25 protein-coding genes and 1 tRNA gene are annotated in these 22,594 nt (G+C 34.4%); 13 read left to right on the top strand and 13 right to left on the bottom strand.

The features are described from left to right. Positions 1–3 precede the first annotated feature (3 nt). The 3 genes from FORMA_RS08400 (at position 4) to FORMA_RS08390 (ending at position 3,486) form a co-directional block, all read left to right on the top strand. Positions 4–1,908, top strand: coding sequence for a RecQ family ATP-dependent DNA helicase (locus FORMA_RS08400; protein WP_069675241.1), 1,905 nt, complete (start codon positions 4–6; stop codon positions 1,906–1,908). Beyond that, entirely contained in the window at positions 1,899–2,858 is a 960-nt protein-coding gene (fmt, locus tag FORMA_RS08395; RefSeq protein WP_069675240.1) for a methionyl-tRNA formyltransferase, read from the top strand. The genes FORMA_RS08400 and fmt overlap by 10 nt, the downstream gene beginning before the upstream one ends. A 73-nt stretch (positions 2,859–2,931) precedes the next feature. Further along, a complete protein-coding gene (locus tag FORMA_RS08390; RefSeq protein WP_069675239.1) occupies positions 2,932–3,486 on the top strand; it encodes a YqgE/AlgH family protein in 555 nt (184 codons plus the stop codon). On the opposite strand, the gene FORMA_RS08385 is transcribed toward FORMA_RS08390, so the two are convergent. Together FORMA_RS08385 and FORMA_RS08380 are read right to left on the bottom strand one after the other, a co-directional pair. Beyond that, positions 3,483–4,328: an aminotransferase class IV gene (locus FORMA_RS08385; RefSeq protein WP_069675494.1), complete on the bottom strand. Its 846-nt coding sequence runs from the start codon at positions 4,326–4,328 to the stop codon at positions 3,483–3,485. The two genes, FORMA_RS08390 and FORMA_RS08385, sit on opposite strands and share 4 nt — an antisense overlap. 48 nt (positions 4,329–4,376) lie before the next feature. Beyond that, positions 4,377–4,763, bottom strand: coding sequence for an START-like domain-containing protein (locus tag FORMA_RS08380; RefSeq protein ID WP_069675238.1), 387 nt, complete (start codon positions 4,761–4,763; stop codon positions 4,377–4,379). Positions 4,764–4,889: 126 nt separating this feature from the next. Here FORMA_RS08380 and FORMA_RS08375 point away from each other — a divergent pair. Further along, positions 4,890–4,963: transfer RNA gene (locus tag FORMA_RS08375), tRNA-Met, on the top strand. Positions 4,964–5,102: 139 nt separating this feature from the next. Here the strand turns inward: FORMA_RS08375 and FORMA_RS08370 are convergent. After that, positions 5,103–5,489 carry a hypothetical protein gene (locus tag FORMA_RS08370; RefSeq protein WP_069675237.1) on the bottom strand — a complete coding sequence of 129 codons (387 nt, stop codon included), beginning with the start codon at positions 5,487–5,489 and terminating at the stop codon, positions 5,103–5,105. Between the two features lie 148 nt (positions 5,490–5,637). On the opposite strand from FORMA_RS08370, the gene FORMA_RS08365 reads away from it, so the two are divergent. After that, positions 5,638–5,928 (top strand): hypothetical protein, encoded by a 291-nt coding sequence (locus FORMA_RS08365; RefSeq protein ID WP_069675236.1) that lies wholly within the window; start codon positions 5,638–5,640, stop codon positions 5,926–5,928. Positions 5,929–6,366: 438 nt separating this feature from the next. Beyond that, the gene (locus tag FORMA_RS08360; RefSeq protein WP_069675235.1) at positions 6,367–6,723 is read left to right on the top strand and encodes a helix-turn-helix domain-containing protein; all 357 of its coding nucleotides are present in this window, start codon (positions 6,367–6,369) and stop codon (positions 6,721–6,723) included. Positions 6,724–6,727: 4 nt separating this feature from the next. Here the strand turns inward: FORMA_RS08360 and hisS are convergent, their stop codons facing one another. From hisS to rpsF, 5 genes are all read right to left on the bottom strand, one after another. Beyond that, the gene (gene hisS / locus FORMA_RS08355; protein WP_069675234.1) at positions 6,728–8,110 is read right to left on the bottom strand and encodes a histidine--tRNA ligase; all 1,383 of its coding nucleotides are present in this window, start codon (positions 8,108–8,110) and stop codon (positions 6,728–6,730) included. Positions 8,111–8,149: 39 nt separating this feature from the next. Further along, positions 8,150–8,620, bottom strand: coding sequence for a DUF6495 family protein (locus FORMA_RS08350; protein WP_069675233.1), 471 nt, complete (start codon positions 8,618–8,620; stop codon positions 8,150–8,152). Between the two features lie 68 nt (positions 8,621–8,688). After that, complete coding sequence (rplI, locus tag FORMA_RS08345) at positions 8,689–9,141, bottom strand: 50S ribosomal protein L9 (RefSeq protein WP_069675232.1); 453 nt, start codon at positions 9,139–9,141, stop codon at positions 8,689–8,691. A gap of 14 nt (positions 9,142–9,155) precedes the next feature. Beyond that, complete coding sequence (gene rpsR, locus FORMA_RS08340) at positions 9,156–9,449, bottom strand: 30S ribosomal protein S18 (RefSeq protein WP_197500757.1); 294 nt, start codon at positions 9,447–9,449, stop codon at positions 9,156–9,158. Between the two features lie 2 nt (positions 9,450–9,451). Beyond that, complete coding sequence (gene rpsF, locus FORMA_RS08335) at positions 9,452–9,790, bottom strand: 30S ribosomal protein S6 (RefSeq protein ID WP_069675230.1); 339 nt, start codon at positions 9,788–9,790, stop codon at positions 9,452–9,454. 174 nt (positions 9,791–9,964) lie between these two features. On the opposite strand from rpsF, the gene FORMA_RS08330 reads away from it, so the two are divergent. Next, positions 9,965–10,684, top strand: coding sequence for a LytR/AlgR family response regulator transcription factor (locus FORMA_RS08330; RefSeq protein ID WP_069675229.1), 720 nt, complete (start codon positions 9,965–9,967; stop codon positions 10,682–10,684). 1 nt (position 10,685) lies between these two features. Here the strand turns inward: FORMA_RS08330 and priA are convergent, their stop codons facing one another. Genes priA through nadC form a run of 3 tightly spaced genes read right to left on the bottom strand, consistent with a single transcriptional unit; the run spans position 10,686 to position 14,937 of the window. Beyond that, positions 10,686–13,154, bottom strand: a complete 2,469-nt coding sequence (gene priA / locus FORMA_RS08325) for a replication restart helicase PriA (RefSeq protein ID WP_069675228.1) — start codon at positions 13,152–13,154, stop codon at positions 10,686–10,688. After that, on the bottom strand, positions 13,142–14,080 hold the full coding sequence (locus FORMA_RS08320; protein WP_069675227.1) for a YihY/virulence factor BrkB family protein: 939 nt from the start codon (positions 14,078–14,080) through the stop codon (positions 13,142–13,144). Before FORMA_RS08320 ends, priA begins: the two co-directional genes overlap by 13 nt. After that, entirely contained in the window at positions 14,077–14,937 is an 861-nt protein-coding gene (gene nadC, locus FORMA_RS08315) for a carboxylating nicotinate-nucleotide diphosphorylase (protein WP_069675226.1), read from the bottom strand. The genes FORMA_RS08320 and nadC overlap by 4 nt, the downstream gene beginning before the upstream one ends. An 82-nt stretch (positions 14,938–15,019) precedes the next feature. Here nadC and rlmH point away from each other — a divergent pair, with 82 nt between their 5' ends. From rlmH to FORMA_RS08285, 6 genes are all read left to right on the top strand, one after another. After that, a complete protein-coding gene (gene rlmH, locus FORMA_RS08310; protein ID WP_069675225.1) occupies positions 15,020–15,493 on the top strand; it encodes a 23S rRNA (pseudouridine(1915)-N(3))-methyltransferase RlmH in 474 nt (157 codons plus the stop codon). Between the two features lie 5 nt (positions 15,494–15,498). After that, entirely contained in the window at positions 15,499–16,077 is a 579-nt protein-coding gene (locus FORMA_RS08305) for a non-canonical purine NTP diphosphatase (protein ID WP_069675493.1), read from the top strand. A 125-nt stretch (positions 16,078–16,202) separates the two neighbouring features. Further along, the gene (locus FORMA_RS08300) at positions 16,203–17,996 is read left to right on the top strand and encodes a DEAD/DEAH box helicase (RefSeq protein ID WP_069675224.1); all 1,794 of its coding nucleotides are present in this window, start codon (positions 16,203–16,205) and stop codon (positions 17,994–17,996) included. An 83-nt stretch (positions 17,997–18,079) separates the two neighbouring features. Further along, on the top strand, positions 18,080–18,847 hold the full coding sequence (locus tag FORMA_RS08295) for a carboxypeptidase-like regulatory domain-containing protein (RefSeq protein WP_069675223.1): 768 nt from the start codon (positions 18,080–18,082) through the stop codon (positions 18,845–18,847). Positions 18,848–19,012: 165 nt separating this feature from the next. Continuing rightward, entirely contained in the window at positions 19,013–19,264 is a 252-nt protein-coding gene (locus FORMA_RS08290) for a GlsB/YeaQ/YmgE family stress response membrane protein (protein WP_069675222.1), read from the top strand. A 97-nt stretch (positions 19,265–19,361) separates the two neighbouring features. Further along, the gene (locus tag FORMA_RS08285; RefSeq protein ID WP_069675221.1) at positions 19,362–19,766 is read left to right on the top strand and encodes a hypothetical protein; all 405 of its coding nucleotides are present in this window, start codon (positions 19,362–19,364) and stop codon (positions 19,764–19,766) included. 95 nt (positions 19,767–19,861) lie between these two features. Here the strand turns inward: FORMA_RS08285 and FORMA_RS08280 are convergent, their stop codons facing one another. Together FORMA_RS08280 and FORMA_RS08275 are read right to left on the bottom strand one after the other, a co-directional pair. Next, positions 19,862–21,181, bottom strand: a complete 1,320-nt coding sequence (locus FORMA_RS08280) for a T9SS type A sorting domain-containing protein (protein WP_069675220.1) — start codon at positions 21,179–21,181, stop codon at positions 19,862–19,864. Positions 21,182–21,335: 154 nt separating this feature from the next. Beyond that, complete coding sequence (locus FORMA_RS08275; RefSeq protein ID WP_069675219.1) at positions 21,336–22,577, bottom strand: glycosyltransferase; 1,242 nt, start codon at positions 22,575–22,577, stop codon at positions 21,336–21,338. Between the last annotated feature and the right edge of the window lie 17 nt (positions 22,578–22,594).

Genomic DNA, 22,594 nt, shown 5'->3' with positions numbered 1-22,594 from the left:
CGTATGAGTTTACCACATCAAATATTGAAACGTTATTGGAAATTCTCCGAATTCAGGCCACATCAATTAGAAATTATTGAGGCTGTTTTGGACCAACAGGACTGTATAGCCTTGTTACCGACTGCGGGAGGCAAATCTATCTGTTTTCAAATTCCTGCACTTATTAAAAAAGGAATATGTATTGTAATTTCGCCTCTTATCGCACTTATGCAAGATCAAGTAAAAGGATTAAATGCCAAGGGCATAAAAGCGACAGCTTTAACCAACCTAGATCAGTTAGGTGATCTAGAGCGTATTCTAGACAATTGTATTTATGGAGATTATAAATTTTTGTACCTATCGCCCGAGAGGCTTCAAAATGCGCTTGTTCAGGAACGAATCAAATCAATGGATGTGCATTTGATTGCAGTAGACGAAGCCCATTGCATCAGTCAATGGGGTCATGATTTTAGACCCGCGTATAGATCAATAAAAGATATTCGTGGTTTGTGTCCAAAAGCAACTATTCTAGCTCTTACTGCGACTGCTACAAAAAAAGTAATCTTTGATATAGATGAACAACTAGCACTCAAACAATCAAAACTCTTTAAGGGTTCATTTTTTAGAAAAAATTTGAGCTACAAAACAATGATTTTTGAAGATAAAAACTTTAAAATAAAAGCACTTTTGAAGACTAATAAACAAAGTGCTATTGTGTATACTTCTAGTAGACGGGCAACACAACAACTGGCACAAATGCTCAACTTAAATGGCATTTCTAGTGGATATTACCACGGAGGTCTTAGCAACAAAGAAAAAGAACATCAATACAATCAGTGGATTTCTGATAAAACTAATGTGATAGTGGCAACAAATGCCTTTGGAATGGGTATCGACAAAGCTAATGTATCTTTAGTGGTTCATACTGACATACCTGAGAGTTTAGAGCATTATTTTCAAGAAGCAGGAAGAGCAGGTCGGAATCAGGACAAAGCTGAGGCCGTTCTTTTAATCGGAACAAATGATATTCAGAACACTAAGAAATGGCGGATAGACCAAATTGTTGATGTTCCTTATATAAAGTTAATATATAAAAAACTGTGTGCATATTTTCAGATACCCTATGGAGAACTGAGCGAAGAAAAACACGGATTTAATTTTGATGCGTTTTGTACATTATATGGATTAGCTAAACGAAAAACATACAATAGTTTAAAAGTTTTGGAACGTCATGGACTGATTGTTTTCGAAGAATATTTCAAAAAGAAGGCTACAATTTTCTTTTTGGTAAACCATAATACACTGCAGAAATCGTTCGAACACAATGATAAGTTAAGGCTTATAGTCACAAGTATTCTACGAACTTACGAAGGGGTTAACTCTCAAGAAACAAACATCGATATCGGAAAAGTTGCAAAGACATTGCATCTCAATGAAGATGAGATTATAGAAAACCTAAATGCCCTAGATGCTAAAGAGATTGTAAGGTTCAAATGCGGAAACAGTGATGCACAGATCACTTTTATTCAACCCCGCGAGGACGACAGGGCTATAAACCGCATTTCAAAAGTGGTGTCGACCCAAAACAAGAATAAACTTAAAAAAATTAAAGCCGTAATTCACTACATTGAAAACAATTCGGTATGTAAAAGTCAGCAGCTGTTAACATATTTTGATGAACCTGAGTCAATGCCATGTGGAACATGCAATGTGTGCAGAGAAAATAAAGGCCGTTCGCACAATAATTTTGAAAAAGATAATGTAGATTTGATTTTAGAAGCTCTTAAAGTTAAGCCTATGACCTCTAGAGAATTAGTGTCTAATTTATCAATTTCATCAAATGAAGTAATAGCGATTTTGAGGCATTTACTTGAAGTGGAACAAATCCAACAATCGCAAATAAATGAATTTCAAATAAAATGTCCATAAGCAAAGGAAAATTACGCATCGTTTTTATGGGTACTCCGGCATTTGCGGTTCATATTCTTGATGGATTAGTTCAAAAAGAATATAACATAGTAGGCGTAGTTACAGCCCCTGATCGCCCAGCTGGACGTGGACAAAAAATTAAACAATCGGCGGTAAAAGTTTATGCCAATAAACATCAATTGAAAGTGTTTCAGCCTGAAAATTTAAAGGACCGGGAGTTTTTACAACAACTTCAAAATATTGAAGCAGATGTACAAGTTGTGGTTGCATTCAGGATGTTGCCAAAGGTAGTTTGGCAAATGCCGAAAAAAGGAACTTTTAATCTACACGCCTCCTTACTGCCTCAATATAGAGGAGCAGCGCCGATAAATTGGGCGATCATCAATGGAGAAAAAGAGACAGGAGTTAGCACCTTTTTTATTGACGAAAAAATTGACACAGGGGCACTAATTTTTCAAAGCAAAATAAGTATATCAGCTGCGGATAACGCGGGGACGCTTCACGACAAGCTAATGAAAGAAGGGCTGTTATTGACGCTCAGAACTTTAAATGCCATAGGAGATAATCAAATTGAAACCACAAAACAAAAAGCCGTTTCAAAGCTAAAAACAGCACATAAACTAAATAAGGAAAATTGTAAGATAGATTGGTCTAAAAGTGGGTGCCAAATAATAAACCATGTACGCGGACTAAACCCCTACCCCAGCGCTTGGACATTGTTACAGAACGGAAATGACCTAATTAACTTAAAACTTTATGAAGTTCAATTTGAAAAAACTACGCATCAACTTGAAATTGGTAAAGTTGTTATTGACAAATCTTCAATAAAAGTAGCTACTAGAGATGGTTTTATTAATCTAACATCATTTAAATTTCCGGGGAAAAAACAAATGGATGTGAAATCTTTTTTAAATGGTTTTTCATTTGATACAGAGGCGAAAATGGTATAAAAAATAGTCGTTTTGTGTTGGTAAATAAAATTTAATTGGTACATTTATTTGTGATAACACAAGTTTTTACTCCATTGTGAGCATTAAGAAAGGTAAAATATTAATCGCTGAACCCTCTATTATCGGAGATATTTCCTTTAATAGATCTATTATACTTTTGGCAGATCATAATAATGAAGGGTCTATTGGTTTTATCCTTAATAAACCCCTAGACTACTGTCTTGGAGACCTGATTCCAGAAATTGAATCTAATCTTCCTATTTACAATGGTGGGCCTGTACAGCAAGATAATCTATACTTTATACATAAAGTTGCTGAACTAATCCCTGAAAGCATAGAGATTTCAGAAGGATTATTCTGGAGTGGTAACTTTGAACAGGTTTCAAAGCTTGTTGCCGAAGAAAAAATAAATGAGAATGATATTCGATTTTTCTTAGGATACTCTGGTTGGGAGGCTAATCAATTGAATTCAGAATTGAAAGGAAATACATGGATTCTTTCTGAAAATACACACCGTAATAATATTATCAAAGTTGTAGATACTGCCTTTTGGAAAAATAAAATGTTAGCCCTTGGCGGAGAATACAGTATTTGGTCTAATGCACCCGAACACCCATCGCATAACTAATCCAGACGAAGTTTTGTATTTAATAGAACCAAGAGTTTTGAACAGATATCAGCGCTAAATTCTTTTTTTCTGAATTTTGTAATGGGTACTATTCCCTGAATTACGTTTGTAATAAATAACTCATCAGCCTTTTGGAGTTCAAAAGGTGAAATAGACGATTCACTTAATTCAAAATCTGGAGATTTAGTGATAATTTCAATCAATTTTTCACGCACAATTCCCTTTAAACATCCATCTACCAATGGTGGTGTTTTCACAGTATTCCCTTTAATTAGAAAAATATTACCATTAAGAGCTTCTATAATGCTTTTATCGGTGTTAAGTAACAAACAATTATTGTAATTATTTTCTTTGGCAAAAATACTACCGACTACATTCACCGCTTTGTTATTTGTTTTCAATGTCGATAGCAGATTTGGTGAGATTAAATAATCCTTAAAAAGTTCAATTTCATAATGTCCTTTGTTTATTTCATAGAGATCAGAACTAAGTTCTTGTGCCGAAATAATATATGAAACATTGTTGGATGCTGGTGTGTAAAAGCCATCTGAATCTCTGTAAACAGTGATTTTGACCCTATAGGAAATAGCGTTGTTAGGAAACGATTGAACCAAATTTACTATTTCATTTTCCAAAAACTCTGGCGTAAAATGCATTGGAATCTCCATGCGCAATATGCGCATTGAGGCCATTAATCTAAAATAATGAGCCTCCCAAAAAACAGGCTTATTGTTGTTAAATTTGATAGTTTCAAAAACAGAGTCACCATAGGCAAGTCCCCTGTTGTTGGTGGGTATATTAGCTTCAAAATCTTGATAGAGTGTTCCGTTGATATTGACCATAAACATTCAAAAATAGAAATGCAAATATACGCTAAAATAAGCTTTTGCTTAACGTGACCCCAAAACCTGCTTTAAGCTAGAAATTTGATTTTCCCAAAGCATTTTGGCTTCCTCTTCCTCATCATCGTCAGAAAAATCAGTAACGATCAAGGAAACGTCTTTAGTTATGCCATCAACTTGTATACGAAGCTCAAAATAACAGCTTTCATCATCATTTTCAAGCCATTTGAACTTGATTCGTTCAGGGCTTTTTTTTGTAATGAGCTTGGCTTGTTCTTCAGAGTCGTCCCAAATAAAGGTAAACAACTCGCCTCTTGAGTTTACATTATCGGCAAACCATTCTGAAAGTCCAGATGGGGTTGAAATATAATTGTATAGTAATTGCGGTGAAGCTTGTATAGGAAATTCAATTTCGAATTTTACTTTGGCACTCATGGTTGTATAATTAGATTTCCAATATATACATTAATTTGTTAGTTTTAAAAGAAAAAAAAATATTTTTTACAGAGTATTTTTTTGATACCCCACTATTTTGTTTCTATATTTGCAGCCATCATTTATGGCGTGGTAGCTCAGTTGGTTAGAGCGTCGGATTCATAACCCGGAGGTCGGGAGTTCAAATCTCCCCCACGCTACTTTCAAACCCTTGATTTACAAGGGTTTTTTTTATTTGTAATGCTAATTAATAAATTGGAGTAAATAATGTAATTAAGCTATTAGAATTAATAAAAAAAACTTTCAGCATGCTTTTTAATCTTGAGTCCACCCAAAAATTTAAGAATTTTGATCAGCATACATCTCTAGAGATTTTTTAATCCAAGCCGCATGAATTGTTTGTGCGCGCACACGAGCAAATCCAGGTAAATCTAGTAAATCAAATGCAATTTCTTCAAAGATTGAGATATGCTCAGGACTCGTTACTCCACCCATGTTAAGTAGCAGTTCTAAATCCAATAATTGACTGTCTGGTGCAAAATAATTGTCTTTAGCTGCATTCTTGTAGTTAACAAATGAATTGATTTTGCAAAATAGGTCGTAGGTCCCAACAAACTTAGTGAGATAAGCCTCACAAAAAATCTTAATTGTAGTAAACTCTTTATCACTTAATGAATGGTTGGTATAGATACTAAACGCTTTAACTGGATTATTAATATAGGTCATTACTTGAATAATAAAATGTAAAACTATAATAGTTTGTGTAAATAATTGAAAAAAACAATAGAATTATAATATATTTCTCACTTATAATTAAATAATTTCTCAAAAAAGAATAAATATTAAATATAAATTGCTAGAATTAGAGTGTTAAGTGGATATATTTAAGAGATTACGAATTATTATAAATGAGCAAGACATTTCTATATCCAGATTTGAGAAAGAAATAGGTGTTGGCAACAATACAATTTCTACTATTCTTCGCAAGGAAAGTGGAATATCACACATTATTCTCGAAAAAATAAAAAACCGCTATCCCCAATATTCTATTTGTTGGCTTGTTGCAGGCGAACAAAATAATAGCAACTACAAGTTGATCCAACAAATTAAATTTGAAATCAATGCTCTGCTTGACAAAAAAAATGGAACTCAAAGCGGTTCTTAAGCTTTAATTTCAAAATTTAGCTTATAGTGAAATGAATCATAGCTTCAATTCAAATTAATTCTATTCGTCCTGATTATTAACTTTTAAGGTCGAGAGACAAATTAGTATTCCACCAAGAGCCAAAATTATTAAAGTAATAACTATCCAAACGAAATAAGAATAAGGTAATTTTTCATTTGAATGAGAGATAAGACAGTGTATTGATGTTATAATCAATAAAACTAAATTTATAAATCCAATTAGGATTAATTTTGTTCCATTAGAATACAACAAACTTTTTATTTTTTCATAGTTCATCAAACATTATTTTTTGCAAATTCATAAAATTCTTAGTAATTTGGATTTATGTTTTTGCAATATATTATAATATAAAATTATAACATTTTAATTCAAAATAATACATTTTAATGCAAAAATATTTAAAATATTAGTTTTAGAATGATCAGTGACTACGATAGAATTCAGGATGTATTATTTTATTTGCGTAAGAAAACAAACACATTTGCAAAGGAACTTGGCTTTAGTAATGGTACCGTTTTTTACCAGATAAAAAGCGGGAGAAACGGAATATCCCCTAACTTAGCTAAAAAAATATGTGATGCATGTCCCGAAATTGATTACAAATGGCTCCTTACAGGACTGGGAGAAATGCTAAACAATATTGAAGTTGACAATAGTACAACAAATAAAATAGCCAAGGATATTGCTTGTTTAAAAAACCATATACTAGAATTGGAAATAAAAATAAAAAAATTAGAAAAAGAGCTTAAATCTTTTTATAATGCAATAGAATAATACCTTATTGAGTGTTTGTTTTTAGACAAGCTAAAAGTTCCTGAAAATTTAAAGATTCCTGGGAACCCGATTTCATATCTTTTACCGTAAATCTTTTAGAAAACATCTCTTCATCCCCTACCAAAACAACAAATGGAATATTGCGTTTGTTGGCATATGTGATTTGTTTTTTCAATTTTGAGGCTTCAGGATACAATTCAGCAATAATGCCATTTGAACGCAAAGATTGAATAGCTTTGTAGCTATATAAACTTTCATCACTACCAAAATTAGCAAACAAAACCTGAACAGCCTGATTACTGTTTTCAGGAAATAGGTTTAATTCTTCTAAAACCATAGCGATTCTATCCAAGCCAAAGCTAATTCCCACCCCACTAACTCCTTTAAGACCAAAAATACTGGTTAAGTCATCATAACGACCGCCGCCGCCAATTGAGCCCATAGCTACACCAGCTGGTGCAGAAACTTCAAAAATAGCGCCAGTATAATAGTTGAGTCCACGTGCTAAGGTCACATCTAACTTAAGAGTTGCTGTCTTCAGTCCTAAACTATTGATTGTATTTGAAATAAATTCGAGTTCTGAAATGCCTTCAGTACCAACTTCAGAAGATCCTAATATTAGTTTTAAAGCGTTCAGTTGAGAATCAAAATTACCCACCATATTAAACAAGGGCTCTAAAGTTTGTATCCCTTCAGACGGTATGCCTTTGAGAAGCATTTCTTCTTTAACCTTTTCTGCGCCAATTTTATCTAACTTATCCAATGCGACCGTAAAATCAATGAGTTTATCTTGTGCACCAATACGTTCTGCAATGGCAGCCAAAATTTTTCTATTATTAATTTTAATCGTAACACCTTCTAATTTTAGATCCGTAAAGACGGCATCATAAAGTTGAATAAATTCTACTTCTTGCCAAAGTGAGTCTGAACCTACAGCATCTGCATCGCATTGGTAAAATTCTTGAAAACGTCCTTTTTGTGGTCGATCGGCACGCCAAACGGGTTGAATTTGATAACGCTTAAAAGGAAAAGTGATGTCGTTTTGATATTGTGCAACATAGCGCGCAAAAGGCACTGTCAAATCATAACGTAATGCTTTTTCAGAAAGCGAATTTGAAAAACGTGCTAATTGTCCTTCTTCTAATGCTTTTAAATCGGCTTTTTTAACCTTATCGCCAGAATTTAAAATCTTAAAAATTAGACGGTCACCTTCATCCCCATATTTACCCAAAAGGGTTTCAGACAATTCAAAACTTGGGGTTTCTATGGGTGCAAAACCAAAGGCCTTAAAGTTTGACTTTATGGTGCTAAAGATGTATTCGCGTTGAGCAATCTGCTGCGAATTAAAATCTCTAGTTCCCTTTGCTATTCTTGGTTTTGTTGCCATTTGTTTTGATATTTAACAAATATCTAATTTTTTAAAATGCTATCCAATGAGTTGATTAAAATACTTAAACAATTCTCCTTTGGTGATCAAAGCACCTTTTTCAATCAATTCAAAAATATTTTTATTTTTTTCTCCTTCTATTTCTTTTTCAGCATCAAAAAGCTCAACCGAATCATCCATCAAATGTTCACGTAACCATGAGAATCCTTCTCTAGTTGTTAAATCTACAGATGGTGAATTTATTTTCAAACCAATCAATGCAATTGTACTTGCTTTGATTTGAAATAAATAAAGGTGTTGAGGCGCTATATTCTCTAAGTATTTAACTTTTCCTAAAACACCCTCCCAAACAAGATCGCTAAAAATATCCATTTCCTCCTCAGCAACTTTTGGCTGCTCGGCTTTTATCTTTTTCCATTCTTCTGCCGTGATGGACTGTGTAGCCAAAAAATTAATAAACTCTAGATGAAGTTCCTCAAATTGTTCTTTAGATAGTCTTCTGTATTTCATTTGAAATTTGATTAACAAAAAAGGCCTGTTGATAAAACAGACCTTTCAAATTTTAAACTTAAATTGGTTTACGCTTTTTCAGCTACAATTTCAAAAGGTAGTTCTACATGTACATCGCGATGTAAACGAACTTTGGCTTCATATTTGCCAAGGCGCTTTACATTTCCACCTGTAACAGAAATAAATTTCTTGTCTATTGCGTGGCCTGCAGTTTCTAAAGCTTGCGATACATTACTGTTGTTGACAGAGCCAAATAACTTATCTCCAGAACCTACTTTTGCTGAAATTTTCACCTCTAAAGCTTTTAAAGATTCAGCGATTTTCTGAGCATCTTCAATGATTTTCTTATCTTTAAAAGCACGTTGTTTCAAGTTTTCAGCTAGTACTTTTTTTGCTGAAGTCGTTGCCAGAATGGCCTTTCCACCAGGAATTAAAAAATTTCTACCATAACCATTTTTAACCGTTACAACATCATCCTTGAACCCTAGTCCCTCTACATCTTGTTTTAATATTAGTTCCATAATTATGATCGTTTTTATTTCAATAAATCTGCTACATACGGCATAAGGGCCAAATGTCTGGCTCTTTTTACTGCAGTGGCAACTTTTCGTTGGTATTTAAGTGATGTTCCTGTAAGGCGTCTTGGTAAAAGTTTACCTTGCTCATTGACAAATTTCAGTAGAAAATCAGGGTCTTTGTAATCTATGTATTTGATTCCTGATTTCTTAAAACGACAATATTTCTTTGCCTTGTTAGTCTCGATGTTGAGGGGTGTTAAATACCTGATTTCACCACCTTTTTTGCCTTTTGCTTGTTGTTCTATAGACATAATTACGCTTTTTCTTTAAGTTTATCTCTTCTTCTCTGTGCCCATGAAATGGCGTGCTTGTCAAGTTTGACCGTTAGGTAGCGCATGAAACGCTCGTCACGTCTAAACTCAACTTCAAGTGGACCAACAGCCTCACCAGGTGCAGTAAATTCAAACAAGTGGTAAAATCCACTTTTTTTGTTTTGGATTGGGTAGGCTAATTTTTTCAGCCCCCAATCTTCTTTTGATACCATCTTAGCTCCTTTAGAAACGAGTAAATCTTCGTATTTCTTTACTGTTTCCTTTATCTGTTCATCAGATAAAACGGGATTTAAGATGAAAACAGTTTCGTAATGATTCATATATTATAATTTTAAAATGGCTGCAAAAATAATTATTAAATATGGTTTAAACAACTTTAATCAACACCTTTTTTTATTATTTAATCTTCACCTTTTAACGATGATTATTGGTTTTTGTCGAGTTTTATATTTAAGTTTGCTGTATAAACCAATCAACAATTAACCTTTACTGCTATGAAAATTAACTGTATTGTAATTGATCCACATGCGCTTCAACGCATTAATACAATTTCAAAAATTAATAGTCATGACGCATTGCGCTTTACTAATGAATTTGGATCATGCACCGACGCTCTAAAGTTTCTCGAAGAAAATAAAACTGATCTAATTTTCCTTGAAATAGATACACCTAATCTTAATGGTTTTGAATTTTTAGACCTGATTAAAACAACAGGCAGAAAAATACCGAAAACTATAATTACCACAAAAAATACAGCCCATGCCTTTAAGTCCTACAGATACAATGTTGTGGATTTTTTGGCAAAACCTCTTAATGAAACCCTATTTCAAAATGCCATAGACAAGGTACTTGAGTCAAGCGCGCACACAAACCTCGAAAAAGATAAAGATACACAGCATATATTTATAAAAAGTAATCTAAAAAAGAGAAAAGTTTACACCAAAGATATAAAGTGGATTGAAGCACTAGGAGATTACGTAAAACTAATCACTAATAGTGGAAGCTATGTCATTTTATCTACGATGAAAGCGTTTGAAAGTGAGCTGCCTTCCAACAAGTTTTTGAGAATTCATAAATCTTATATTATTAACCTCAAAAAGGTAGAACGCTACAACAGTAAGTTTGTTGAAATTGAGAATTCTCGAATTCCACTGAGTAGAAATAAAAAAACATCGCTAACAGAAGCGCTTCAAATAGCTTCATCACCAAACTAAATCAGTAATTATCTACATTTATTACCACACGTACAGGCCGAAAAAGCTTAGTGCTTAAAAAACTATTTTTCACCCGATGTATTACATCCTTAGTCTTTTGTAAAGACTGATCTTCAGGAATTTTCACTAGTATATTTTTGTGGTATAAATTTCTAATCCTAGATACAGGTGGAAATTCAGGCCCTAAAACATAAGGACCAAAAACTTGGCTAAGAGCTGTTGCTAACCAAGTTGCACCTTCATTAACCCTATTATAATCTCTGTGCTTTAATGTTATCTTGATTAAGCGAAAATAAGGCGGGTACTTATAAATACGTCTTTGATAAGTCTGCTCCTCAAACATTTTTACGTACTGGTTACTCGATACTTGTTGTAGTATATTATGGTCTGGGTTGTAGGATTGAATAATCACCTTACCTCTAGTTTTAGTGCGGCCAGCTCGTCCAGAAACTTGTTGTAAAAGCTGGTAACAGCGTTCGTGTGCTCTAAAATCTGGAAAATTTATAAGATGATCAGCATTGAGAACGCCAACCAATTTAACATCTCGAAAGTCCAAGCCTTTAGTTAGCATTTGGGTCCCCACAAGGATATCTATTTCTTTTCGTTCAAACTTTTGAATAATACGGTCATAACTGTATTTACCACGAGTTGTATCCAAATCCATTCGTGCAACTTTAGCATCAGGAAATAGAGCTAATGTTTCTTCTTGGATTTGTTCGGTACCAAAACCTTTAGTATCCAAGTCTACGCTATTACATGCACCACATTCGTTTTTAACTACAGTTCCATAGCTACAATAATGACAGCGTAGTTGATTGGCATGTTGATGGTAGGTCAAACTCACATCACAATTAGGGCATTCTGGTGTATGACCGCATGTATTACAAGAAAGAATAGGCGCATAACCCCTTCTGTTTTGAAATAAAATGATTTGTTGGCTTTCGCTAAGAGATTGTTCAATTTCAGATATAAGTCGATCACTAAAATGTCCTTTCATCCGTTTGCGCTTGTACTTGTCCTTTAAATCAACTAATTCAATATCAGGAAGAACTACATCATTATAACGCTTAGTTAAAGATACATAGCCATATTTGTTATGCTTTTTTGCATTGAAATAGCTTTCAATACTGGGCGTTGCTGAGCCTAAAATTGTCTTTGCGCCGTGCAGCTTAGCTAATACAATAGCCGCATCACGTGCGTGGTATCGAGGCGCAGGATCAAATTGTTTGTAAGACGGCTCATGTTCCTCATCAACTATTAATAGACCTAAGTTGGAGAACGGCAAAAATAAAGAAGAGCGTGCACCTATTACGACTCTTGAATTTTCAGAATTTTTCAAAACACGATTCCAAATCTCAACACGCTCGTTTGGACTAAATCTTGAGTGATAAACGTCGATTTGATCACCAAAATAATGCTTTAACCTTAATACCAATTGAGAAGTTAAAGCGATTTCAGGCACTAGAAAAAGAGCCTGTTGACCCTCTTTCAGAACTTCTTCTATCATCTTTACATAAATCTCTGTTTTTCCTGATGAAGTTACTCCATGTAAAAGGCAAGCTTCTTTATGCTCAAATACTGTTTTAATGTTTGCCAAAGCTTCAGTCTGTTCAGGACTTAGAGTGATTGATTTTTCAATTGCAAATCCATCCAATTTTAAACGATCAACCTCGATAAAGTGTTCTTCAAAAATAAATTTATCAATTAATGATTTAATTTGAGCAGAGGATGCATTACTCATTTTTTTTAAGTCTGAAACTGAAACTAACTCTGAATCTTTGCTTAACGAAAAATATGCAAGTATAATTTCCTTTAACTTCTTTGAGCGGTAAAGTTGGTTTAATAATTCTTCCAAGCCTTTCTCCCCTTTAAATTTAACATCAAGCGAAACACTGCGAAGAAGTTTGGGTTTGTATTTATGAACAAGCTCTTGATTTGTTGTGATAATGTTTGCCTCAATAAGGGGTTTAAGTACTTGGAATATTTGTTTTTTACCCAAAATAGCTTGCACCGCGTCAACCCTTAGTCTTGGTTCTTGTTCGAGTGCTTCAATAATTAAATATTGATCATCTGATAAATTACATTCATCGAACTTAGCATGAGGATGTACAGAAATAACAGACTCGCTTTGCAACAGCAAGGCATTGGGTAGTGCAGCGCTCAAAACTTCCCCTAGGGTGCACATGTAGTATTCTGAAATCCATAACCAATGGCGCAACTGAACCGAATGCACAACAGCTGTCTCATCCAAAATACTGTGGATAGATTTAACCTCGTAAGCGGTAGGAGTATTACGATGACACTTGAGTACTAAAGCAGTGTACACTTTGCTTTTACCAAAGGGGACTGCCACACGAATACCTGGTTGGATAAACTCAAATTCAGCTTGCGTGACGGCGTAGGAAAAATTTCGCTCCAATGGTAACGGTAAAATAACATCAATGTAAAAATTGTGACTTAGTTGTTGCATTTTTGTTTCAAACGTTGCAAAGATGCGTTGAGCTCAAAACCGAGCAAAAGAATAATAGCATTGAGCCAGAGATAAAAAAGCAAGATCAAAAGGCCGCCAATAGAACCATAGAGTTGATTGTAATTTGAAAAGTTTTCGATATAGAATCCAAATAAATAAGAATTCAATATTACTAAAAGTGTTGTAAATAACGCCCCTACAGAAAAAAATCGGGATTGCTTTCCGTCTTTAGTGCCAAAAAAATAAAGAACAGCAAAAGTGAAATAAATCATTACGACAAAAAATAAAAACTTTGAAGTATCAACCCAGAACAATTCACTTGAGGTTTGTCCTAAATCCAGCGAATTATAAAGTGGGTGAATCAAATATATCTCAGAAAAACCAACCCCCACAATGGTCATAATCAATAAGAAAACTAATATTATGGAAACTCCGAAAGCGTAAATATATTGGTTGAAAAAATTACGATTGAGCTGTTGATGGTAAGAGTTTTCAAAACTAGAAAAAACAGCATTTACTCCATTAGACATGAGAAACATAGAAATCAAAAAGACAGATGAAATAAGTCCTCCTCCTCTATTTTTATTGATATTCTCAAAAATATTTTGATTAAAAAACTCTGATGTGTTGGGGGGGAGAGATGTGTCTAAGAAATTTAAAAAATCAGATTGGAATCCTTCAAAGGGAATATACGGGATGAGAATAATAATAAAAAGCAAAAATGGAAAAAGAGCCATAAAAAAACTAAAGGCCACGGCACTGGCACGTATTGAAACAGCACCATTAATTAAACCCAAAACATACATCTCTAAAAGATCATAGACAGTAAGCCCTTCCAAACCTGGTAATTTTAAGGTCTTCAAGAGGCGAATAACCCAGCGAATTATGGGGATTTTATCTAATTTTTGTTCAATTGGCGCACTCATTCTACAGCCTTTAAGCTAAGGTCCATGTTGTAAACCGAATGCGTTAGGGCACCAGACGATATGTAATCGACACCACACTCTGCATAGTGACGTAAAGTAACTTCATCAATACCCCCAGAAGATTCTGTTTGACAAAGATCGCCAATTAAAGCAACAGCCTCTTTAGTTTCTTGAATGTTGAAATTATCAATTAAAATACGGTCAGCTCCACCATGCTGCAATATAGCTTTGATCTCATCTAAGTCCCTTGCTTCAACAATAATTTTTAAATCTAACTGATGGTGTTTAATATATTCGGAAGTAAGCTTTAAAGCTTCTGTTACACCACCTGCAAAATCAATGTGGTTATCTTTAAGCATAATGACATCGTATAATGCAAAACGGTGATTCACACCACCTCCAATTGTTACTGCCCATTTCTCAAGTGCTCGAATACCCGGTGTTGTTTTTCTAGTATCTAATATTTTTGTGCTTGTTCCTTTAAGCATTTGAACAAAATAATCTGTTTTTGTAGCTATTGCGCTCATTCGTTGCATGGCATTGAGAACAATTCTTTCGGCTTTAAGAATAGATTGTTGTGGTCCTTGAACTTCAAAGGCAACATCGCCGAATTTTACAGTAGTGCCATCCTGCATTAGAACGGTCATGCGCAATCTAGGATCGATGTATTTGAAAACTAGTCGTGCAAATTCCACACCAGCCAACACCCCCTTGCCCTTAACTAAAAGCTTAGCTTTACCAAATGCATTTTCAGGAATACAGGCTAATGAGCTATGGTCGCCCGGACCGACATCTTCTCGAACTGCATTAGCGATGATAATTTCTATTTCATCGCGAAAGGCCTCTTGAGTAATCATTGTAATATAGTTTATAGCTAAATTAAGAATTTGAACTATTAAATTAAAGAAAAGTCATTTAATTTATGATTAACTTTGTCCTATGAAAATTAAACTCATTTCAATTGGAAAAACAGATGAAAAAGCATTGCGTGAGTTGATTCAAAAATATGAAGCGAGGCTTAAGCACTATATTTCTTTTTCGCTAGAAGTAATTCCAGACTTGAAAAACAGAAAAAACCTCTCAAAAGATATTCAAAAAGATAAAGAGGCTGCATTAATTTTAAATAAAATATCTAGTACAGACCGATTATTTTTATTCGACGAATATGGTGTATCATACAAGTCCGTCGAATTTTCAAAATTTTTACAAAAACAAATGAATTCTGGAATCAAACAACTGGTTTTTGTCATCGGAGGGCCATATGGATTTTCCGAGGAACTGCACAAAAAAGCAGTTGGAAAGATTTCACTTTCTAAAATGACCTTTTCACATCAAATGGTACGTTTATTTGTCCTCGAGCAGATTTACAGAGGATTTACAATTCTTAAAAACGAACCCTATCACCATCAATAATTATGATTCAAATTATATTCGCTACGAACAACCAAAACAAACTTAAAGAAGTCCAAGCCCAACTACCAGACGAAATAAAACTAATTAGCTTGAAAGACATTGGATGTTATGAAGACATTCCTGAAACCCAAAACACAATTGAAGGCAATGCCATTCAAAAAGCAAACTATATCAAAATGAAGTACAATAAAGATTGTTTTGCAGATGACACTGGTTTGGAGGTTATGGCTTTAAATGGTGCCCCTGGTGTTCATTCTGCACGCTATGCTGGGCCTGAAAAAAATTCAAAAAAAAATATTGAAAAACTCCTATTGAGTTTAGATAAAACTGCAAACCGATCTGCTCAATTTAAAACAGTCATAGCACTTCATTATAAAGGAGAATTGATTCAATTTGAGGGAATATGTAAAGGAGAAATCACACGCACTGCAAAAGGATCGGGCGGATTTGGATACGATCCAATTTTTAAGCCAACGGTAAAAGATAAAACTTTTGCTGAGTTGACTCTTAAAGAAAAGAATGAAATTGGCCACAGAGGAATTGCAATAGCAAAATTAATCGCATTTTTCAACAAACACAACTAACTTAATTATTTAACGTACCTTTGCCGCAAATCCTCAGGGTGAGGATGTGTTACAAGAAGTATGGTAAAAAACTGTTCGATACGCTTCTGAGGTAACACCAAAATGCATATCGAATAGACATACGAATGAATACATTCCAACAACTGGGACTTGAAGATCATTTACTTCAAGCCATTAAAGACCTTGGTTTCGAAACTCCAAGTGAAGTTCAACAAAAAGCAATTCCAACACTTTTATCTGAAGAAAATGATTTAGTCGCCCTGGCGCAAACTGGGACGGGAAAAACAGCGGCATTTGGTTTTCCCATGCTACAAAAGATAGATGTAAACAGCAGAACAACACAAGGGTTGATTTTATCTCCTACAAGAGAATTGTGTTTGCAAATTACCAATGAGATAAAACTGTACGGAAAGTATTGTAAAGGATTGAATGTAACTGCAATTTATGGAGGGGCAAGCATAACTGAACAAGCAAAAAATGTAAAAAGAGGTGCTCAAATAATTGTAGCTACCCCTGGTCGAATGAAAGACATGATCAGTCGTAGATTGGTCGATATTTCTAAAATTGACTATGCTGTTTTAGATGAAGCGGATGAAATGCTTAATATGGGCTTTTTTGAAGATATCAAGTCTATTCTTTCGCATACCCCACAGGAAAAATCAACTTGGCTGTTTTCAGCAACAATGCCAAAAGAAGTATCGATTATTGCGAAGAAATTTATGGTAGCTCCTAACGAAATTACTGTTGGAAGTAAAAATACTGGTAGTAAAAACGTATCCCACGAATTTTATTTGGTTGGATCAAGAGATCGGTATGCTGCTCTAAAAAGACTCGCTGATGCACATCCAAATATTTTTTCTGTTATTTTTTGCCGTACCAAAAGGGATACCCAAAAAGTTGCAGAGAAGTTAATTGAGGATGGATACAGCGCAGGGGCACTTCACGGAGATTTAAGTCAAAATCAAAGAGACATAGTAATGAAGTCCTTCAGAAATAAACAAATTCAAATGCTTGTCGCTACGGACGTTGCTGCTCGAGGAATAGATGTTGATGATATTACACATGTGATAAATTACCAATTGCCCGACGAAATTGAAACCTATACACACAGAAGTGGCCGTACGGGTCGCGCCGGAAAGACTGGTGTATCTATGGTAATTATCACCAAAAGTGAACAACGTAAAATCAAAACAATTGAAAAAATAATCCAAAAAGGATTTGTCAAAAAAGACATTCCAGATGGAATGGAAATTTGTGAAGTTCAACTTAAAGCTTTAGCGCATAAAATTCACGACACAGAAATCAACCATGAAATTGACCCCTATTTAGAGGAAATTAATTTATTGTTTGAGGAAAGTAGTAAAGAAGAATTGATTAAAAAGTTTTTTTCCGTAGAATTCACTCGATTCTTCAATTATTATAAGAAAGCAAAAAACTTAAACTCACCGAGTGGGAAGGATTCGTTTTTAGAAAAAAACCAAGATGATCAATCAGCTCGATTCTTTATAAATATCGGGAAAAAAGACGGTTACGATTGGATGAGCATGAAAGATTTTTTGCGAGATGCTCTTCAACTTGGTCAAGACGATGTATTTAAAGTTGACGTAAAAGACAGTTTTTCTTTTTTCAATACGGAAACAGTCAATATGCCTAAAGTCTTGGAGTTTTTCTCAGATTTCAAACAAAATGGTCGTTACATAAATGTTGAAATTACGGAGAAAAAAGAACGGCGTGGAAACCGTCGTTTTGGAAACCAAAAAGGTGGCCGATCCAGAAGAAAAGATAGTTTTAGATCAGATGGAAACGGTCGACGTAAAGAACGTAGTCGAGACAATGGAGGTCGCTCACCACGAAGATCATCTGATTTTAAACCGCAAGGCAATAGCTCCTCTCGCCCTAGAAGAAACCGTAGGAAATAATCAATTTGTTAATTTTAAAACAAAACAGGGTCTGCTATTTGCTATGTATATTGAGTTTATTACTTTTATGATGAAATTTTCTTATGAAGCATAACTTGATTATTTTATTCATTTTAACCACATTTCAATTTGGGTTTGGTCAGGATGGTTCTACGGTCAAGGGGAAAATTGTAAATGGAGCTGATGAGGAACCCATGGAAAACGTCAATATAGTAAACCTCAATCAAGTTTACGGGACCACTACCAATATAAAAGGCGAATTTGAAATACGCGCAAAAGTAAATGACACCCTCCATCTCTCATTTTTGGGGTTCAAATCCATTAAAGTGAGAGTTACCAACGATTGGGTCAACTTTGGAAATGAAACTACCATAGAACTTACTGAGTTGGCATTAACTCTCGAAGAAGTAGTGGTGAACAAATTAAAACTTACAGGATATCTAGAAGTAGATATAAAGCAAGTTCCAATACAAAAAAATATTCGTTACAGCATTTCTGGTCTAAATACGGGCTATGAGTCTAGCCCTAGGTCCCCGTCTATGGTAACTAAAGTGTTAGGGGCAATTTTCAACCCTGCTGATTTCCTTTATAATATATTTGGCAAAAAACCGAGAGAGATGAAAAAATTGCGGAAGATGAAAAAACAGGACGAAATTCGTAGTATTTTAGCTTCTCGCTTTGACCGTGAAATGCTTACTGCTCTTCTACAAGTTGATAAAGTTGATTTGGATCTATTGATTAGTGAATGTAATTATTCAGATGACTTCATAAAAACGGCCAATGACCTTCAAATCCTTGATGCCATAAGCGAATGCTATGAGGAATACAAAATCCTAAGCCGCGATCGTTAAAGATTTTATTTTATAATTTTGACTTAATAAAAATTTTATATATTTGAGTTGTTAATGCTTGCCCCCAATCATGAACAAAAACCAAACACTTCACACTTATGTGATTTCACTTTTTTATTTTTTTGTGGCTAGTATTGATGATTTATTAACTGTAAATTAAAATATATGGAAATTATTAGCACAATTATTATTGGAGCAATCGCGGGATGGCTTGGAAGTACAATTTTTAGAGGAAGCAGTCTTGGTCTCTTCGGCAATATCGTCGTTGGAATTATTGGTAGCTTCGTAGGTGGATGGTCTTTGGAAAAACTAGGAATCAGTCTTGGTTCTGGCTGGATAGGAGCAGTATTGACTGGTGCTGTTGGGGCACTTATAATTTTGTTTCTCTTAAATCTGATTTTCAAAAAGAGAACTTAAAAACCATCAACTTTTTCATTTATAGCGATTCAATTTACTTGAAGTAAACCAAAAAGGCATAAGTATTTTTTTTAACTTTGATTAAAACTAAAACTCTATGAATCCTTTTCTAAGAAATGGTTTGGCCGTATTACTTGGTATTTTTATTGGTGCAATTATAAATTTTGCTGTAATTTTTCTGAGTAGTTACATTGTGACGCCCCCAACAGGTGTAGATGTGACTAATGTTGATAGTGTTAAGGCCAACATTGGCCTGTACAAACCCATTCATTTTTTGTTCCCTTTTTTAGCACATGCACTAGGAACCTTAGCCGGAGCGGTAATGGCTATTAAAATTTCAAAAAGTAAAAAAACAAAAGTAGGCTACATCGTTGCGCTTGTATTTCTCTATGGAGGCGTTTCCATGGTGACACAAGTCCCTAGTCCCCTTTGGTTTTCCATTTTTGATCTTGCAGTAGCATACATTCCAATGGCGTGGATTGCCACAAAGCTAATGCGCTAAATTTTGTTATAATGTATATTTTAAACATAAATTCATAAATTACTATGTAATAATTGCGCTGTTGAACACCTCTATTTATTTACATATTTCTAAAGTCAATTCTTTATAAAAGGTAGAGATGTTGAATTCTTGTTTGCTGTGATTTTAATAAAATAAACTCCTTTGCTTAAATCGGAGGTATTTACAATTAAATCATTTGTTGTTTTAATAGGTTGCTCGAATAAGACTCGACCCAGCATATTATAAACAGTATAATTTTCAGGAAAACTACTAAAACCAACTAAGTTAATCCTAAGCAAGTCTGTAACTGGATTAGGGTAAAGAAAAACTTGAGTGTCCAAAAAGTAATCTCCAGCTCCTAATTCAATGCGCCTGGGTGAGTTTGCCAAGACCGTTTGTATTCTTGCTTTTTGATCAGCAGTGAAAGTATCCATACAAGAATCAATTGTATAATCCATGTAGTTTTCGACCATATCATTTCCTAAACTATCAGGACAACTATCTGTTACGGGACATCCAGAATTAAAATCTGAAGCGTCTGGAGTATCTGCACAAAAGTCATCATTAGTACAGTTAGCAGTATCGCCCCATATGTGACGAAGACCTAGCCAATGTCCAACTTCATGCGTTAAGGTTCTTCCAGATCCATATACATCCCCTAATGAATTTGGGTTTACTAACGAGCCAACGCTAGAAGCTAAAACAACTACCCCGTCTGTATTTGCTGCTCCTTCGTCAGTGTCCAAGCCTGGCAAATTTGAATTAGATGGAAATTGAGCATAACCTAATAGACCGTCCTCTAATTTGGCTAACCAGATATTTAAATAAATCGTAGGGTCCCATTGGGTTTCGGGTTTTATTGAATTTTGCAGATCTAAATCCGAAAACGGACCTTCACCGTAATCAGTGATCCTATTAACTCCAGGATTGGCAAGAGCCACACCTTGCGCATTCTTATTTGCCAAAATAAAACGCACCTCTGTATCAACAGCAACTGAATATGAGCTACCCGAATTATTACTAAAATCTAAATTTAATTGGTCATTTTGTGCCTGAATAGCTGAAACTGAAAGATTTTCAGATCCTGCACCATCAGTTAGAATGTGGTAAATCACTGGAATTGTTGTTAGAGCAGAAATAGAATTGGATCTTCGCGCTTTAAATTCTTGAATTTTTGGCGCTATCCATGATTCAAAATCTTCCTTTGTAGCCCGCTTTGGATGTAATGCCTTTAAGTATTGTTCATATTCCACACTACCACAGCGAATTACACCTGAATGATCGATAAATTCAATATTTGCATCGGTGAGTTGATGACCAAATAAAGTTTGATTTATAGAATTTGATTGAGAGAATGACAAAATTGAAGTAAGTAATAAAGCCAACAAAATAGCTTTGAAATTAAAAAGTTTCATTTTTATATAAATTTGGGATCTCATCAAATATATTAAAATATAATTTATTATATAAAATTGATACTAAAAAATCACTAACTGTGTCAACAATGGCTGCTTAACCAAATTAAACTTCAGAATATCAACTGATCTATAACGCCTAAAGTGCTCTGAGCTAATTATTTTTAGCTTCTATCCATTTAGAAAAATATTTCGTGCTTTGTATGCCGTGGTGTTGTAACAGCATTCCTGTTAGATTTTTTAGTCTATGTTCCTCCAAATGCGTTTGTATTTCTCGTATTTTGAACAACATGCTAGAATAGAATTTAGCACAACCGAAACGTTTTTCAAGAATTTCAAAGCCATTATAATGACTGGTTTCCCAAAGAGTTTTGTTCGTATAAAGTTCAATAGAGTATTCAACAAAAAGACGTTCATCATCAATTACATAGCCGTTAGGTGAATCTGTTCCAAAAATTCCCTCTGCTGCAATTGAGGACAGAACACAAGGAGTTCCATTTCGTAAGGCATCAACAACCTTACCTTTAAGACCAGCGCCAAATTGAAGGGGTGCTAACAAAACCTTTGACGATGAGAGAACATAATCAATATCATCAACATGGCCATGAACAAAAAAGTTATTCCTCTTGCTCTGAAGATTTAAATGTTTTTGCTTGGGGTAAGCACCATAAATGTGGAGAGATGCTTGAGGTAATTTTTTGTGAATATGAGGCCAAATATTTGTTTTTAAAAACAATACGGCATCAGCATTAGGAGGATGCAAGAAATTTCCAACAAAAACGAAATCATTACGCTTACTGAATTTAGGTGAATTTAATTGATCTGGAATCGAATGATTATCCAAAAGAAAAGGAATATAAATTAATAAATCGGGGGGAATATTTAATTGTTTTATTAAAATATCCATTTCAATTTCAGAAATAATTAATGAGAGATCGGAGCGATATATACTAGCTAATTCTCTCTTAGCGGTATCCGTTTTTAAGTATTCTTTGGAAAAAACAGTCGATCCATTTTTATTATCTTTTCTTGCTTTCCGTAAAAAATGAAGGTCTTCAGTATCTAAAATACGAATGGCCTTTGGACAAAAATCCGCTACCCGCCAACCGAATTGTTCCTCGGTCATAAAACGATCAAACACAACTATGTTTGGGTTCAATTTTAATATAAAATCATCAAAACAGTTACTGTTTAGAAAGAGCTGCTCTTCTACAACTCCAATAGATTTTAGGTCGAATGAATGCTCAGAACGATTTGCAGCAGAGCCAAACACAACAGTAAACCCCTGAGTCTTGAAAAAGTTTATCAATTGAATAATACGTCTCCCAGCGGCAGATGATTTAGGCTCGGGAAATACAAATCCTATGAAAAATACAACAGGCGATTTTGAAATCATTCCTCAAAAATAGGAAT

The sequence above is a fragment of the Formosa sp. Hel3_A1_48 genome (assembly GCF_001735715.1).
Classification (GTDB): Bacteria; Bacteroidota; Bacteroidia; order Flavobacteriales; family Flavobacteriaceae; genus UBA3537.
The sequence above is the reverse complement of the archived record's forward strand: the minus strand, read 5'-3'. Positions and strand labels throughout refer to the sequence as shown.

What these genes read in the sequence shown, in the direction of transcription:
- FORMA_RS08400 (WP_069675241.1), top strand. Translation starts at nt 4, where the DNA reads ATGAGTTTACCACATCAAATATTGAAACGTTATTGGAAATTCTCCGAA.
- fmt (WP_069675240.1), top strand. Translation starts at nt 1,899, where the DNA reads ATGTCCATAAGCAAAGGAAAATTACGCATCGTTTTTATGGGTACTCCG.
- FORMA_RS08385 (WP_069675494.1), bottom strand. Translation starts at nt 4,328, where the DNA reads ATGGTCAATATCAACGGAACACTCTATCAAGATTTTGAAGCTAATATA.
- FORMA_RS08380 (WP_069675238.1), bottom strand. Translation starts at nt 4,763, where the DNA reads ATGAGTGCCAAAGTAAAATTCGAAATTGAATTTCCTATACAAGCTTCA.
- FORMA_RS08370 (WP_069675237.1), bottom strand. Translation starts at nt 5,489, where the DNA reads ATGACCTATATTAATAATCCAGTTAAAGCGTTTAGTATCTATACCAAC.
- FORMA_RS08360 (WP_069675235.1), top strand. Translation starts at nt 6,367, where the DNA reads ATGATCAGTGACTACGATAGAATTCAGGATGTATTATTTTATTTGCGT.
- hisS (WP_069675234.1), bottom strand. Translation starts at nt 8,110, where the DNA reads ATGGCAACAAAACCAAGAATAGCAAAGGGAACTAGAGATTTTAATTCG.
- FORMA_RS08350 (WP_069675233.1), bottom strand. Translation starts at nt 8,620, where the DNA reads ATGAAATACAGAAGACTATCTAAAGAACAATTTGAGGAACTTCATCTA.
- rplI (WP_069675232.1), bottom strand. Translation starts at nt 9,141, where the DNA reads ATGGAACTAATATTAAAACAAGATGTAGAGGGACTAGGGTTCAAGGAT.
- rpsR (WP_197500757.1), bottom strand. Translation starts at nt 9,449, where the DNA reads ATGTCTATAGAACAACAAGCAAAAGGCAAAAAAGGTGGTGAAATCAGG.
- rpsF (WP_069675230.1), bottom strand. Translation starts at nt 9,790, where the DNA reads ATGAATCATTACGAAACTGTTTTCATCTTAAATCCCGTTTTATCTGAT.
- FORMA_RS08330 (WP_069675229.1), top strand. Translation starts at nt 9,965, where the DNA reads ATGAAAATTAACTGTATTGTAATTGATCCACATGCGCTTCAACGCATT.
- priA (WP_069675228.1), bottom strand. Translation starts at nt 13,154, where the DNA reads ATGCAACAACTAAGTCACAATTTTTACATTGATGTTATTTTACCGTTA.
- FORMA_RS08320 (WP_069675227.1), bottom strand. Translation starts at nt 14,080, where the DNA reads ATGAGTGCGCCAATTGAACAAAAATTAGATAAAATCCCCATAATTCGC.
- nadC (WP_069675226.1), bottom strand. Translation starts at nt 14,937, where the DNA reads ATGATTACTCAAGAGGCCTTTCGCGATGAAATAGAAATTATCATCGCT.
- rlmH (WP_069675225.1), top strand. Translation starts at nt 15,020, where the DNA reads ATGAAAATTAAACTCATTTCAATTGGAAAAACAGATGAAAAAGCATTG.
- FORMA_RS08300 (WP_069675224.1), top strand. Translation starts at nt 16,203, where the DNA reads ATGAATACATTCCAACAACTGGGACTTGAAGATCATTTACTTCAAGCC.
- FORMA_RS08295 (WP_069675223.1), top strand. Translation starts at nt 18,080, where the DNA reads ATGAAGCATAACTTGATTATTTTATTCATTTTAACCACATTTCAATTT.
- FORMA_RS08290 (WP_069675222.1), top strand. Translation starts at nt 19,013, where the DNA reads ATGGAAATTATTAGCACAATTATTATTGGAGCAATCGCGGGATGGCTT.
- FORMA_RS08285 (WP_069675221.1), top strand. Translation starts at nt 19,362, where the DNA reads ATGAATCCTTTTCTAAGAAATGGTTTGGCCGTATTACTTGGTATTTTT.
- FORMA_RS08280 (WP_069675220.1), bottom strand. Translation starts at nt 21,181, where the DNA reads ATGAAACTTTTTAATTTCAAAGCTATTTTGTTGGCTTTATTACTTACT.
- FORMA_RS08275 (WP_069675219.1), bottom strand. Translation starts at nt 22,577, where the DNA reads ATGATTTCAAAATCGCCTGTTGTATTTTTCATAGGATTTGTATTTCCC.